Annotated in this window: 12 protein-coding genes; 2 read left to right on the top strand and 10 right to left on the bottom strand. The window is 42.7% G+C overall.

Annotated elements, in window-relative coordinates; genetic code table 11:
• Position 1: 1 nt before the first annotated feature.
• The 5 genes from lon to DW152_RS00440 all read right to left on the bottom strand — a co-directional run bounded on the left by lon (position 2) and on the right by DW152_RS00440 (position 6,451).
• On the bottom strand, positions 2–2,338 hold the full coding sequence (lon, locus tag DW152_RS00460) for an endopeptidase La (RefSeq protein ID WP_118287734.1): 2,337 nt from the start codon (positions 2,336–2,338) through the stop codon (positions 2–4).
• 150 nt (positions 2,339–2,488) lie between these two features.
• Positions 2,489–3,745, bottom strand: a complete 1,257-nt coding sequence (clpX, locus tag DW152_RS00455; protein ID WP_118287733.1) for an ATP-dependent Clp protease ATP-binding subunit ClpX — start codon at positions 3,743–3,745, stop codon at positions 2,489–2,491.
• A 29-nt stretch (positions 3,746–3,774) separates the two neighbouring features.
• Positions 3,775–4,356, bottom strand: a complete 582-nt coding sequence (gene clpP, locus DW152_RS00450; RefSeq protein ID WP_021859587.1) for an ATP-dependent Clp endopeptidase proteolytic subunit ClpP — start codon at positions 4,354–4,356, stop codon at positions 3,775–3,777.
• Positions 4,357–4,390: 34 nt separating this feature from the next.
• Positions 4,391–5,677: a trigger factor gene (gene tig, locus DW152_RS00445; protein WP_021859586.1), complete on the bottom strand. Its 1,287-nt coding sequence runs from the start codon at positions 5,675–5,677 to the stop codon at positions 4,391–4,393.
• Between the two features lie 222 nt (positions 5,678–5,899).
• Positions 5,900–6,451: a DJ-1 family glyoxalase III gene (locus DW152_RS00440; RefSeq protein ID WP_118287732.1), complete on the bottom strand. Its 552-nt coding sequence runs from the start codon at positions 6,449–6,451 to the stop codon at positions 5,900–5,902.
• Between the two features lie 132 nt (positions 6,452–6,583).
• On the opposite strand from DW152_RS00440, the gene DW152_RS00435 reads away from it, so the two are divergent.
• Together DW152_RS00435 and DW152_RS00430 are read left to right on the top strand one after the other, a co-directional pair.
• A complete protein-coding gene (locus DW152_RS00435; RefSeq protein WP_021859570.1) occupies positions 6,584–7,033 on the top strand; it encodes a CYTH domain-containing protein in 450 nt (149 codons plus the stop codon).
• A gap of 111 nt (positions 7,034–7,144) precedes the next feature.
• The gene (locus DW152_RS00430; RefSeq protein ID WP_021859569.1) at positions 7,145–7,543 is read left to right on the top strand and encodes a helix-turn-helix domain-containing protein; all 399 of its coding nucleotides are present in this window, start codon (positions 7,145–7,147) and stop codon (positions 7,541–7,543) included.
• 7 nt (positions 7,544–7,550) lie between these two features.
• On the opposite strand, the gene DW152_RS00425 is transcribed toward DW152_RS00430, so the two are convergent.
• From DW152_RS00425 to hisA, 5 genes are all read right to left on the bottom strand, one after another.
• Positions 7,551–8,759: an aspartate kinase gene (locus DW152_RS00425; protein ID WP_021859568.1), complete on the bottom strand. Its 1,209-nt coding sequence runs from the start codon at positions 8,757–8,759 to the stop codon at positions 7,551–7,553.
• 17 nt (positions 8,760–8,776) lie between these two features.
• Complete coding sequence (locus DW152_RS00420; RefSeq protein ID WP_117538114.1) at positions 8,777–10,006, bottom strand: homoserine dehydrogenase; 1,230 nt, start codon at positions 10,004–10,006, stop codon at positions 8,777–8,779.
• A gap of 11 nt (positions 10,007–10,017) precedes the next feature.
• Positions 10,018–11,125, bottom strand: a protein-coding gene (prfB, locus tag DW152_RS00415) for a peptide chain release factor 2 (protein WP_118287731.1) whose coding sequence is annotated in 2 segments (ribosomal slippage) — positions 10,018–11,049 and positions 11,051–11,125 — 1,107 coding nt in all. Because the reading frame shifts where the segments join, the coding sequence is not laid out codon by codon here.
• Positions 11,126–11,188: 63 nt separating this feature from the next.
• Entirely contained in the window at positions 11,189–13,753 is a 2,565-nt protein-coding gene (secA, locus tag DW152_RS00410; protein ID WP_117538112.1) for a preprotein translocase subunit SecA, read from the bottom strand.
• A gap of 107 nt (positions 13,754–13,860) precedes the next feature.
• Positions 13,861–14,634: a phosphoribosylformimino-5-aminoimidazole carboxamide ribotide isomerase gene (hisA, locus tag DW152_RS00405; protein ID WP_118287730.1), complete on the bottom strand. Its 774-nt coding sequence runs from the start codon at positions 14,632–14,634 to the stop codon at positions 13,861–13,863.
• Positions 14,635–14,864: the final 230 nt, after the last annotated feature.

Raw genomic sequence — 14,864 nt, 5'->3', positions numbered from 1 at the left:
TTTAACGCTTTAGTGCAAGCTTCAATACTTCATCCATATGAGAAACCGGAATGATCTCCAGTCCTTTTGTAATCTCTGTTGATATCTCTTCTACATCCGCTTTATTTTCCTTTGGAACAAGAACTGTCAGGATTCCCGCATTTTTAGCAGCGAGAAGCTTTTCTTTCAGACCTCCGATTGGAAGAACCCTTCCACGCAGCGTAATTTCTCCGGTCATTGCCAGATCTGCACGGACTTTTTTCCCTGTAACAGCCGAAAAGATTGCTGTTGCCATTGTAATTCCCGCCGACGGACCATCTTTTGGCACTGCACCTTCCGGTATATGTATATGAATATCATGCTCTTTGAAAAATTTCTCGTCAATCTTATGCTCCGAGCTGACGGAGCGGATATAACTGATACCTGTACGCGCGGATTCTTTCATCACATCTCCGAGCTGACCGGTCAGCAGGATTTCGCCTTCTCCCGGCATGACATTTACTTCAATCTGAAGCGTATCGCCGCCAACACTTGTCCATGCAAGTCCCCGCACAATACCAACTTCATCCTTGTCATTTTTCATCTGATAGCTGAACAGCTCTCTTCCGAGATAATGTTCCAGATTCCTTTCTGTCACGCGTACGGCTTTCTTCTTATCTTCCAAAATCTCTCTTGCTGTTTTGCGGCAGATATCAGCAATTTTACGTTCCATCTGCCTGACTCCGGCTTCTTTTGTATAATTTCTTGCAATCTTCCACAGAGCTTTCTTGCTGATCGACAGTTGTTTTTCTTTTAAACCGTGCTTTTTCAGCTGTTTCGGGATCAGGTGTTCTCTTGCAATATGAAGTTTTTCATTTTCCGTATAACTGCTGATCTCAATCACTTCCATACGATCTAAAAGCGGTCTTGGAATCGTCTGTAATGTATTCGCTGTTGTCACGAATAATACTTCCGAAAGATCCAGCGGAACCTCCAGGTAATGATCTCTAAAATTCTTGTTCTGCTCCGCATCCAGTACTTCCAGAAGTGCTGAAAATGTATCCCCTTTATAATCATTGCTGACTTTGTCGATCTCATCCAGAAGGAGCAGTGGGTTCTTCACTCCGGCATTCTTCAAAGCCGCTGCAATTCTTCCCGGCATCGCTCCGACATAAGTTTTTCTGTGACCGCGGATCTCTGCCTCATCTCGTACGCCTCCGAGTGAAATACGCACATACGGCTTCTTCAAAGCATGCGCCAGTGATTTTGCAATGGATGTCTTACCGGTTCCCGGAGGTCCAACCAGGCAAAGGATTGGTGCATCTGTATTCTTCGTCAGAGCGCGTACCGCGAGAAATTCAAGCACACGTTCCTTTACTTTGTCCAGTCCATAATGATCTTCGTCCAGAATCTTTTTGGCATATGCAATATCTTTGTGTTCTTTGCACATGTGATCCCACGGCATATCCAGCATCGTTTCGATATAAGTACGGATAACTCCCGACTCTGCCGGATTATTCATGGAATTACGGAATCTCCGTATCTCTTTGGAAATCTTCTCTTTTACTTCATCCGGTGCCTCCAGCGCATCACACTTCTGCTGAAATTCATCCGCATCCGATAACTGATTTTCATCTCCAAGTTCTTCACGAATCAGTTTGAGTTCTTCACGCAGAATATATTCCCGCTGATTTTTATCCACACGTTCTTTAATCTTTTCCTGTAATTCTTCTTTAATATTAAGTACCTGAATCTCATTCACAAGCTTATAGGCAAGTTTGTCATACCGTTTCATAAGATTCGTTTCTTCCAGAAATTCCTGATATTCCGGATAAGACATCGGAACATTGGCATTGATCACATTTACCATTTTCTTAAGATCTGTAATCTGATCGATCTGATCTGAAAATTCCTTCGCAATCTTTGGATTCTTTGCCATGTATTCTTTGAAAATATCCCGGAGTCCCTGCACCATTGCTTCCAGATTGAGCGGTGACTGTTCTGCTCCGGTATCTTCCCATGAAGTATCCACATCCTCTCGCACTGCAACCGTTCCGCGCAGATATGGCTCTTTAAACTCCAGATCAATGAGCTCTGCTCTCTGCTCTCCGCTTACCAGAACACGGCTGATCTTCTTCGGAAGCTTCACAATCTGCTTGATTGTTGCAATACATCCGATTCTGTGTATATCTGTCACATCCGGATCTTCTGTCTCTATCTCATACTGCCCTGTCAGGAAAATCTTCTCTCCTTCTGTCATAGCCTGGTCAATTGCCTGCAGTGATTTTTCACGGCTCACATCAAAATGTGCCACCATTTCCGGCAGGATCGTCATTCCACGCAGTGCCACAACAGGCAGACTTATTCTTTCATTTTCCATATATACTCTCCTGTTTTATCTTCTTGGATCTCTTTCGTGCTTTTCTTATAAAACTGAAAGCTTCTCCGGCTCTTCTCATACAAAGTTGAAAAGCTTCTCCGGCTAATATATAAAAGCAGGCGGGCACAATTACCTGTACCCGCCCCATAATTACGCACTCTCTGAACTTATCGTCTCATGCTCACATACAGGTTCACCAATGCCTTTTACTACATCTTTCGTAATCCTGCACGTCTTCAACGTCTCATCGGAAGGTGCTTTATACATAATATCCATCATGATATTCTCCATAATTGCACGGAGTCCTCTGGCACCTGTTCTTCTCTTAAGTGACGTCTCAGCTATCTCTTCAAGCGCAGCCTTATCAAATGTAAGATCCACACCATCAAATTCCAGCATCTTCTGATATTGTTTCACAATTGCATTCTTTGGTTCTGTTAAAATAGATATCAACGCATCACGGTCTAACATCTCCAGTGTTACATTCACCGGCACACGTCCGACCAGCTCCGGAATCAATCCGAATTTTACAAGATCCTGTGGAAGGACCTGTTTCAGCAGACGATCCACGTCATCTTCATGCTTCTCTGCAATCTCTACATTGAAACCAATAGATTTCTGATCGATACGTTTCTCAATGATCTTCTCAATTCCTTCAAACGCACCACCACAGATAAACAAAATATTCGTAGTGTCGATCTGGATCAGTTCCTGATGTGGATGTTTTCGTCCGCCCTGTGGCGGAACACTTGCCACGGTTCCTTCAATAATCTTCAACAATGCCTGCTGTACACCTTCTCCGGATACGTCTCTTGTAATTGATGGGTTCTCGGATTTTCTAGTAATCTTATCAATCTCATCAATATATATAATTCCATATTCTGCGCGCTCAATATCGCCATCTGCTGCCTGGATGATCTTAAGCAGAATGTTCTCAACATCTTCACCGACATAACCGGCTTCTGTAAGTGCAGTTGCATCCGCAATTGCAAATGGAACATTCAGGATCTTTGCAAGCGACTGTGCCAGAAGCGTCTTGCCACAACCAGTAGGTCCAAGCATCAGAATGTTACTCTTTGAAAGCTCCACACCGTCTCTTCCTGCCATAATCCGTTTATAATGATTATAAACTGCTACGGAAAGAACCTTCTTTGCTTCTTCCTGACCGATCACATACTCATCAAGAAATGCTTTGATTTCTTCTGGCTTTAACAGATTGATATCTGAGAACGGATTCCATCCGGCATTACTGCCCGGATTCATCTCCTCCTCGATAATCTCTGCGCACACTTCAACACAGTCATCACAGATATATACGCCTTCCGGTCCTGCGATCAGCTTACGCACCTGCGACTGTGTCTTATTACAAAACGAACATCTCACCTGATCATCGTTTCTTCCTGCCATTTTCTCACCTCATATCCCGGAGAACCGTCTTAGCGACGTGTAATTACCTCGTCGATCAGACCATACTCCTTTGCTTCCTCAGCCGACATAAAGTTATCACGGTCTGTGTCCCGGCTGATGACTTCTAACGGCTGTCCTGTATTCTCTGCAAGGATCTGATTCAGTTTCTGGCGTGTTTTCAAAATATGATCAGCCGCAATCTGAATCTCTGTAGCCTGTCCCTGCGCACCACCGGATGGCTGATGGATCATAATCTCCGCATTCGGGAGTGCAAGTCTCTTTCCTTTAGTTCCACCGGAGAGAAGGAAAGAACCCATGCTTGCAGCCATACCAATACAGATTGTCTCGATATCACATTTGATATACTGCATGGTATCATAAATTGCCATACCTGCTGTTACAGAGCCTCCCGGACTGTTGATATACAGATGAATATCTTTCTCCGGATCCTCTGCTTCAAGGAATAATAACTGTGCTACGATCACACTTGCGGACACGTCTGTTACTTCTTCCCCTAAAAATATAATTCTGTCTTTTAATAATCTTGAATAGATATCGTAGGAGCGCTCTCCACGGCTTGTCTGTTCAATGACATAAGGTACTAAACTCATGTATATGCCTCCTCAATATAATATCTGCTGTTATTTATTTCTCTACAGCATTTTCTACAAGGAATGTAACAGCTTCCTGAACTGCCATATCCTCTTTCATCTGCTTCTTCTCAGCATCACCCATAAATTCTTTCAGCTTGTCAGCTTCCATCTTATAAGCTTCTGCCATCTTAGCGATCTCTTCGTCCAGTTTCTCATCGCTGATCTCGATGTTCTCAGCTTTTGCAATAGCTTCCAGTACAAGACGAGTCTCGATACGTTTTACAGCCTGTGGCTTGAACTCTTCGTTCATCTTCTCCTCAGTCATTCCTGTGAACTGATAGTACTGCTCCATAGTCAGTCCCTGAGACTGGATTCTCTGTGCAAAATCGTTAGCCATCTGTGAAATCTGTGTATCAACCATAGCATCCGGGATCTCATAAGAAGCATTCTTAATTGCCTGCTCTACAGCCTGATCTTCCTGTTTGCGTTTTCCGTCTGTAGCTTTCTGCTCTTTGATCTTAGCTTTTACGTCTGCTTTGTACTCATCTAATGTATCGAACTCAGAAACTTCTGCCGCGAATTCATCATCGATCTCAGGAAGCTCTTTTGCTTTGATCTCGTGTACTGTGCATTTGAATACAGCTTCTTTTCCCTTCAGCTCTTCTGCATGATAATCTTCCGGGAATGTTACTTTTACTTCTACTTCTTTTTCGGCTTCTGCTCCGACAAGCTGCTCTTCGAATCCCGGGATAAATGATCCGGAACCGATAGTCAGTGGATAGTTCTCACCTTTTCCACCCTCAAATGCTTCTCCGTCTACAAACCCTTCAAAGTCAAGGATTACTTCGTCTCCATCCTGTACTGCACGGTCTTCAACTGTTACAGTTCTTGCGTTCTTTTCAGCTTCTTCCTCGATCTTAGCTTCTACTTCTTTCTGTGTTACACGTGTAGATACTTTGTCTACTTCCAGTCCTTTGTACTCTCCAAGAGTAACTTCCGGTTTTGTAGCTACTTCTGCTGTGAAGATAAACGGTTTTCCCTTCTCAATCTGTACGATGTTGATCTCCGGTCTGGAAACGATCTCAAGCTCGCACTCATCATAAGCATCTGCATATGCTTTTGGAATGATCTCATTTGCAGCATCATCAAAGAAGATCTCTGCTCCGTACATCTTCTCGATCATCTGACGCGGAACTTTTCCTTTACGAAATCCCGGCAGACTGATTTTGTTCTTCTGCTTCTTATACGCACTCTGAAGTGCTTTTTCTAAATCACTGGCAGGTACTTCAATTGTAAGTTTTGCCATGTTCTTTTCTAATTTTTCTACCTGTAAACTCATGTTACAATTTCCTCCTGATTCTATTCTTTAATCGCGCTTTTATGCGCCTGCCCCATACGGGGTAACGATCGCCTGTTACAGGCATATCAAATAACATTCACCACAGAATTATAACACAAACATTTGCAAATATCCACCCTTAGTTTTTATCTGTGGAAAAAACTGTTTTTCCGGGAATTTCTAAACATTTTCTGCAGATATTTCTGCTGCTCCCGGTGCTTTTTATTTTTCATATACAATTGCTTCTGCAATCTCTCTTGACTTGTCTTCTCCAACAAGCACTTCGATTAGTTTCAGAGCAAATGCTATCGCCGTTCCTACTCCCCGGCTTGTAATAATATTGCCATCCACTGCTACCTGTGTGCGAAGCATAACCGCTCCCTGGATCTCTGTCTCCACCCCCGGATAGCAGGTAATTCTCTTTCCTTTTAATAATCCGAGATTACCGAGCACTGTCGGAGCGGCACAGATTGCTGCTATCGGCTTTCCTTCGGCTGCAAAATCCTTTACTACGCGTCTGACACCTTCATGTGCATTAAGATTCGTTGTTCCCGGCATTCCTCCCGGCAACACGATCATATCTGATTCCACAAAGTTCACTTCTTCAAACAGATCTTCTGTCTGTATATTAATACCATGGGCACCATGTACAGTATAATCCTCCATGATAGAAATCGTATCTACATATATCTGTGCTCTTCTGAGCAGATCAACAACGGTCAGCGCTTCGATCTCTTCAAAGCCGTCCGCCAGCAACACACTTACTTTTATCATTCCTTTTTCTTCCTTTCATCGTATTTTTTGCATTTTTCTTCCAATATAAATATTAACACCGTTTACTTTTTGTGTAAACTATATTATCATTAGTACAGAACTGTATGTCGTATCAAAAAAGGGGGACTCCTATTGGAAATCGAGCGCAAATATCTAATCCGACACTTACCGGCACATCTGCGTCTGGATTCTTTTTCTTGTCGAATCATTGAGCAGGGTTATCTAAACACAACCCCCGTCATTCGTATCCGCAAAGACAATGACAAATATGAACTCACTTACAAATCTTCCGGTCTTATGACCAGGGAAGAATACAATCTTCCGCTTACAGAAAAAGCATATCTTCATCTGTTGCCGAAGATTGACGGAAGACTGATTCGCAAGAAGCGGTATATGATTCCTTTATCCGATATTCTGACGATCGAGCTTGATCTCTTCGAAGGAGATCTTGCTCCACTCATCCTTGCTGAAGTAGAATTTCCGGATGAAACAAGTGCCAATACTTTCTGCGCACCTGACTGGTTCGGAAAGGATGTTACCTTCTCCGGTGAATACCACAACAGCAATCTCAGCAAGATGTAGCAGCAACTTTTTGTTTAAAATACACTTTTGAAACATTTCGGTGCAAACAAAGCAATTTTTTTAGTAAATTGCTATACTAACTAACATACACTCAAGCACGGAGGTGATACCATGTCCAATATACAGCTTGCTAATAACTTACGATTTTTAAGGACAAAACACAAACTGACTCAGGATGATCTGAGCAGTCTGCTGAATATCTCCAGACAGGCTTATTCAAATTATGAAACAAGCAAACGAACCCCGGATCTGGATTCGCTGTTACATATATCCAGATTTTATCGGATTTCTATCGATGAACTGGTCCTTGATAATCTTCAGAGTACTTATCACACAAGCGCTTTGAAAACCGGAGAAGAATATATTCCGTATGTAGTTATGGCAAAAGAAAAAAATACCGGCAATTCCATTTATCTTTCCAGAGAAGAGCTTGACTTTATTATTAAATATCGTGCACTCTCTGAAGAAAACAAACAGATTCTTGCCGGTTTTCTTTCAAACAAACCTTAACAGACGATTATTCCGTCATAATGAATCCATCATGTACTGCGTTCATCGCTTTCTCGATGTCTTTCTCATCTACCAGTACAGTAATTCTGATTTCAGAAGTCGAGATCATATTAATATTAACCCTTGAGTTGTAGAGAGATTCAAACATCTTGGCTGCAACTCCCGGGTTACTCATCATTCCAGCTCCAACCACTGATAATTTTGCAACATTCTTATTACAAGTAATCTCCTGAATCGTCAGACGCTCCTTGTTCTCGTTCAGTATTTCAAGTGCACGATCCAGATCATCTGATGCAACCGTAAAGGAAATATCTTTTGTTCCTTCTCTTCCTACAGACTGGAGAATAATATCTACATTAATATTGTTCTTTGCAAGTGTATTAAATATTACAAATGCCGTGCCCGGTTTATCTTCTACACCGATCACTGAAATTCTGGCTGTATTTGCATCTGCTGCGACTCCCGTTACTAACAGTTTTTCCATCTTGGCTGCCTCCTTGACTACTGTTCCTTCTGCCTCTGTCAGGCTGGAACGTACTACTAATTCTACATTATATTTCTTTGCCATCTCTACGGAACGGTTGTGCAATACTTTGGCTCCCAGACTTGCCAGCTCCAGCATCTCGTCATATGTGATGACATCGAGTTTTCTTGCATTCTTTACTACACGTGGATCTGCTGTATAAACACCTTCAACATCTGTATAAATCTCGCATTTATCTGCATGAAGAACTGAAGCCAGCGCAACTGCTGTTGTGTCAGATCCACCACGTCCCAGAGTCGTAATATCATCGTATTTGTTAACTCCCTGAAAACCGGTGACAATAACAATCTTCCGGGAATCCAGTTCATGCTGGATACGCTCTGTATCTACGCGTTTAAAACGAGCATTTCCATATCTGGATGTAGAATGCATCATAACCTGAAATGCATTCAAGGATACCGCCGGAACATCCAGTGCCTGCATCGCCATAGCCATAAGCGATACGGATACCTGCTCTCCGGTTGTCAGAAGCATATCCAGTTCTCGCTTCTTAGCATCCGGATTAATATCATGTGCCATTTCTATCAGATTATCTGTAGTATCTCCCATTGCGGATAATACAACTACTACATCATGTCCTGCTTTATAATCTTCAATGCATCGTCTGGCAACATTGAAAATACGTTCTTTATTCGCAACAGAACTGCCGCCGAATTTCTTTACAATTAACATTCGCTTGCCCTCTTTTCTTATGCTTTCTGATCTTCAATCCTTATCATATGTAAGATCTGATCTTTGTACCGGTTTGCTCTTGTATCATAATCACCTTCCATCATAACCGGCGTTACAATTCCAAATTCACCTTCTAATCCCGGAACTTTCACGATTTCGATCTCTCCAAAGGAATATTCCAGATCTTTCCGCATCTCTTCTTCATCACCTTTCATGCGGATGAAGAATCTGCGTTTGGCATCACCTTTATCTTCCAGCGTCAGTTTTTCCTGTTTCCACATTGTCATAATATTGCGGTTCAGGTGTTTTGCTGCATCTACAACATCTGCTACAACTGCACTTGCTGTCGGCAGTTTACCGGCACCGCTTCCATAAAACATTGCATCACCAAGAACATTACCATGTACAAAAATCGCATTGAACACTCCATTTACATTGTACAGTGGATGTTCCGGATAAAGCATGCAAGGCGCAACGATCGCATGCAGTCTGCTGCCGTCTCTCTTGCTGGAAGCGAGCAGCTTGATCGTTGTTCCCATTGCCTTGGCGTATTTCATATCCTCTGTCGTGATCTTCGTAATTCCTTCACAGTAAATGTCTTCAAAGTCAACCTGATTTCCACTGATCAGAGAAGATAAAATTGCAATTTTACGGCAGGCATCATATCCTTCCACATCCGCTTCCGGATTGCGCTCCGCATAACCATTCGCCTGCGCCTCTTTCAGAACCGTGTCATAATCAGCTCCTTCATAGAACATCTTTGTCAGCATATAATTTGTTGTACCATTTAAAATACCTGTGATCTCTTCAATTTCGTCCGCTGTCAGAGATGAATTGAGCGGACGGATGATCGGGATTCCGCCACCTACGCTTGCTTCAAACAGAAAATTAATGTTCTTTTCTTTTGCAATCGACAACAGCTCTGCACCGTGTTTCGCTACAAGAGCCTTGTTTGAAGTTGCAACGCTTTTTCCTGCCAGAAGACTTCTCTTTACAAATGTATAAGCAGGTTCAATTCCCCCCATCACTTCTACAACAATATTAATCTCTTCATCCTGTATGATCGTCTCAAAATCATGGACAATCTTCTCCTGCACCGGATCTCCCGGAAAATCTTTCAGATCCAGGACATACTTCACCTGAAGTTTCTCACCAATTCTCTGATTAATTCCTGCTCCATTTGTATCAATTACTTCTACGACACCGGAGCCTACGGTTCCATAACCCAAAACTGCAATATTTACCATATATCTCTCCTTTATCTTTCCGCTTTCTGTTTCAGATATGCATTAATAAATGCGTCAATATCCCCATCCAACACCGCATTTACATTACTGTTTTCCTGACCGGTTCTGTGATCCTTGACAAGTGTATACGGCTGCATTACATAAGATCTTATCTGGTTTCCAAATCCAATCTCCTTGATCTCACCACGGATATCTGACACTTTTTCTGCCTGTTCCTGCTCTTTCATAAGCTGAAGCTTTGCTTTCAGCATCTGCATCGCTTTTTCTTTGTTGTGATGCTGCGAGCGTTCGTTCTGGCACTGCACAACAATCCCAGTAGGCAGATGCGTAATACGAATTGCCGAAGATGTCTTATTAACATGCTGACCACCCGCACCGCTGGCACGGTATGTGTCGATCTTCAGATCCTCATCTGCAATGTCAATATCAATATCATCTTCTATGTCTGGAACAACATCACAGGAAGCAAATGATGTCTGCCGTTTCCCAGCCGAATTAAACGGCGAAATACGAACCAGACGGTGTACGCCTTTTTCAGATTTCAAATAGCCATAGGCATTCTCACCATTCACTTCAAACGTTACCGTCTTAATTCCGGTAATATCTCCATCCAGATAATCCAGTACTTTTAACGCGAACCCTCTCTGTTCTGCCCAGCGGTTATACATACGATAGAGCATACCTGCCCAGTCACAGGATTCGGTTCCTCCGGCGCCTGCATGAATCGTCATGATCGCATTGCAGGAATCATATTCACCTGACAACAATGTCTGGATACGAAGTTCTTCAAAAAGCGTTTCGAACTTCTTCCATTCCTGTTCAATTTCTTTCACTACAGAAGGATCCTCTTCTTCATATCCCATTTCCAGAAGAATCGCCACATCTTCATATCCGGTATAAAGCGTGCGGATCTTCTCTGTAAGTTCTTTCAGATCCTTCAGTTCTTTCATAATCTTCTGGGATTCTTCCGGATCATTCCAGAAATCCGGTTCCTCTACCTTGCGCTCCAGCTCTTCGATCCTTTTCTCCTTGCCGGCGACGTCAAAGTGAATCCCTCATCTCGGCAAGAGGTTCTTCGTAAGCATTATAAATGCTCTTAAGCTGATCTAATTCAACCACTTTTGCTTCACCTCTTTCTTTTTTATATTCTCATTTTTGTATTCTGTTTACAGGCTGTGGCTCTTACTTTCTGCCACAACACTGTTTGTATTTCTTACCGCTTCCACACGGACACGGATCGTTTGGATATACCTTTTTCTCTGCTCTCTTCTTCGGAGTATGTGCTGCGGAATCGTCTTTATTCGTTCCTGTAACCTGTGCAACCTGTTCACGTTCTACTTTTTCTTCCAGCCTTACATGGAACAGTGCACGTACGGTGTCAGCAGAGATGCTCTGTGTCATCTCGCCGAACATCTCATATCCGATCATCTTATATTCTACCTTCGGATCTCTTTGTCCATAAGCCTGCAGACCAATTCCCTGACGGAGCTGATCCATATCATCGATATGATCCATCCATTTTGCATCAATAACCTTAAGCAGGATCACACGCTCGATCTCACGTACCTGTTCTGGTTCCTGATACTCCGCCTCTTTTACTTCGTATGCTTTTGCTGCACGCTCTTTTAACAGATGTTTCAGCTTCTTCGGTGACAGTCCCTTAACATCTTCCGGTGCCAGAGGTTCCATTGGAATTGTCTCTAAGATATTGCGGTTCAGTTCTACCAGATTAAACTCTTCATAATCCTGATCCGGACTTACGATCATATCTACGGTATTCTCAATATAATCATTCATCATATGGAAAATAGAATCACGCATGTTGTCTCCATCCAGTACATGTCTTCTCTCTTCATAAATGATCTCTCTCTGCTCATTCATTACCTGATCATACTCTAACAGATTCTTACGGATTCCGAAGTTGTTACTCTCGATCTTCTCCTGTGCTTTCTGAATCGCACTGGATAACATCTTATGCTGTATCTGTTCTCCTTCTTCTACACCAAGTGCATTAAATACACTCATCAGACGTTCAGATCCGAACAAACGCATCAGATCATCTTCCAGTGAAATATAGAATCTGGATTCTCCCGGGTCTCCCTGACGTCCGGAACGTCCACGAAGCTGATTATCAATACGTCTGGATTCATGACGCTCTGTCCCGATAATCTTCAGTCCGCCTGCTTCTCTGGCTTCATCGTCCAGTTTAATATCCGTACCACGACCAGCCATGTTTGTTGCGATCGTAACTGCATCATGGATACCTGCCTGTGCAACAATCTCAGCTTCCAGTTCATGGAATTTCGCATTTAATACATTGTGCTTGATTCCACGACGTTTTAGCATACCACTGAGAAGTTCGGAATTCTCAATTGTAATCGTACCAACCAGTACCGGCTGATGTTTTGCATGCGCTTCTTCAATTGCATCACATACAGCTTTGAATTTTTCCTTTTCTGTCTTGTATACAGCATCTTCCAGATCCTTCCGGATAACCGGTTTATTTGTAGGAATCTCTACAACATCCATTCCGTAAATCTCACGGAACTCCTTCTCCTCTGTCAGAGCAGTACCTGTCATACCGGACTTCTTCTCATATTTGTTAAATAAATTCTGGAACGTAATCGTCGCAAGAGTCTTACTCTCTCTCTTAACTTTTACATGCTCTTTCGCTTCAATCGCCTGATGAAGTCCGTCAGAATAACGACGTCCCGGCATAATACGTCCGGTGAACTCATCAACGATCAGTACTTCATCATCTTTTACAACATAGTCTTTGTCACGAAACATCAGATTGTGTGCACGCAGTGCCAGAATAATATTATGCTGGATCTCCAGGTTTTCTGCATCTGCCAGGTTCTCAATATGGAAGAACTTCTCTACTTTCTTCACACCATCTTCTGTAAGGTTGATGTTCTTTTCTTTCTCGTTAACAATGAAATCTCCGGTCTCTTCAATATCTTCACCAAGGATTGCATTCATTTTGGAGAACTCACCACTCGCTTCACCACGTTCTAACTGACGTGCGAGAATGTCACACGCTTCGTAAAGCTTTGTAGATTTGCCACTCTGTCCGGAAATAATAAGCGGAGTTCTTGCTTCATCGATCAATACCGAGTCAACCTCATCGATAATGGCAAATTTCATACCTCTCTGTACAAGCTGTTCCTTGTAAATTACCATGTTATCTCTCAGATAATCAAAGCCAAGTTCATTGTTCGTTACATATGTGATATCGCAGTTATATGCATCTCTTCGCTCGTCATTGTCCATCTCATTCAGAACTACGCCTACGGTCAGTCCAAGGAACTCATGAACCTGTCCCATCCACTCAGCATCACGCTTTGCCAGATAATCATTGACTGTTACGATCTGCACACCTTCACCGGTCAGCGCATTCAGATATGCCGGCAACGTTGATACAAGTGTCTTTCCTTCACCAGTCTTCATCTCTGCGATACGTCCCTGATGCAGGACAATACCACCGATGATCTGTACTCTGTATGGTTTCATTCCCAGAGTACGGTATGCTGCTTCACGCACAACTGCAAATGCCTCTGGAAGGATATCATCTAATGTTTCTCCGCCAGCAAGTCTGTCTTTGAATTCTTTTGTCTTCGCTCTTAATTCTTCATCTGACAGGCTCTGCATCTGCGGTTCTAACGCTTCAACCGCATCTGCGATCGGATAAATTCTCTTCAGCTCATGTTCACTGTGTGTTCCAAATATTTTCTGTATAAAACCCATGTTGATATATACTCCTTATTTGTAAATTTACTCAAATTTTATTCTAGCACTATCCGAATCTCAATTCAACCAATTTATAAAGTGTTTACAAACTGGTAACACTTCCTTTACGAACGATATTTCCGGACTTTTTCATACTGAAGCGTTCCGCCAAAGAGATCAAGGGCACTGCCGATTGTAAAGTCCAGACATCCTTTTGTCAGATGCGCAAATTGCTCTAAATCCTCCATGCTTCCGATCCCCCCCGCATATGTAACCGGATTGCCATGATATCTACCGAGAAGTTCAGCCAGATGCTTGTCCACACCGGCTGCTTTTCCCTCTACATCCACACCATGCACAAGGAATTCATCACTGTATCCCGCCAGTTCCTTTAATATCTGTTCATTCAGGACAACATCTGTAAATGTCTGCCACCGGTCTGTCACAATGTAATACTGCCTATCTTTTTTCCGGCAGCTTACATCAATGACTACATGTTCTTTTCCTACTTCTCTTTTCAGCTTCTCCATCGCATCCCAGCGGATCTTACCACCTTTAAATACATAAGAAGTTACGATTACATGGCTTGCACCTTTTTCAATATAGCCGGAAGCATTCTCCGCCGTAACCCCACCGCCGATCTGCATCCCGCCGGGATATGCCCGTAATGCTTTTTCTGCCTGTTCCAGTGTCTTCTTATAATATTCGGAAGAAGGCGGATTCAGCAATATGATATGCCCGCCTTTCAAGCCATCTTTCCTATATAAATCTGCGTAATAATCCGCATCCATTTCAGACGTAAAATTTTCTGTTGCCTGATTACCTTCGTCTCTTAAGCTTCCGCCTACGATTTGTTTTACTTTTCCATTATGAATGTCAATACATGGTCTGAATCTCATAAATCTGCGTTACTCCTTCTTTACGATTACACTACTAGTGGATAAAGCCCAACTACATTTAATAATGATACCCACGAATTGTTCCGTGCTGCGCACTCTCACAATTCTGCCCACTATTCGCATATCGTGGGATCACAATCCCACTTTTATGCTCATATTGGGGCAGGTCCCAAGGTCATACAGCCACTTATGAGCAAGCTCATGCGGCTTTCGACCTTTTGACCTTGGTA

Source organism: Dorea sp. AM13-35, assembly GCF_003473885.1.
Classification (GTDB): Bacteria; Bacillota; Clostridia; order Lachnospirales; family Lachnospiraceae; genus Dorea_D; species Dorea_D hominis.
Note: the sequence above shows the minus strand (reverse complement) of the source record. Positions and strands in the feature narration are given on the sequence as shown.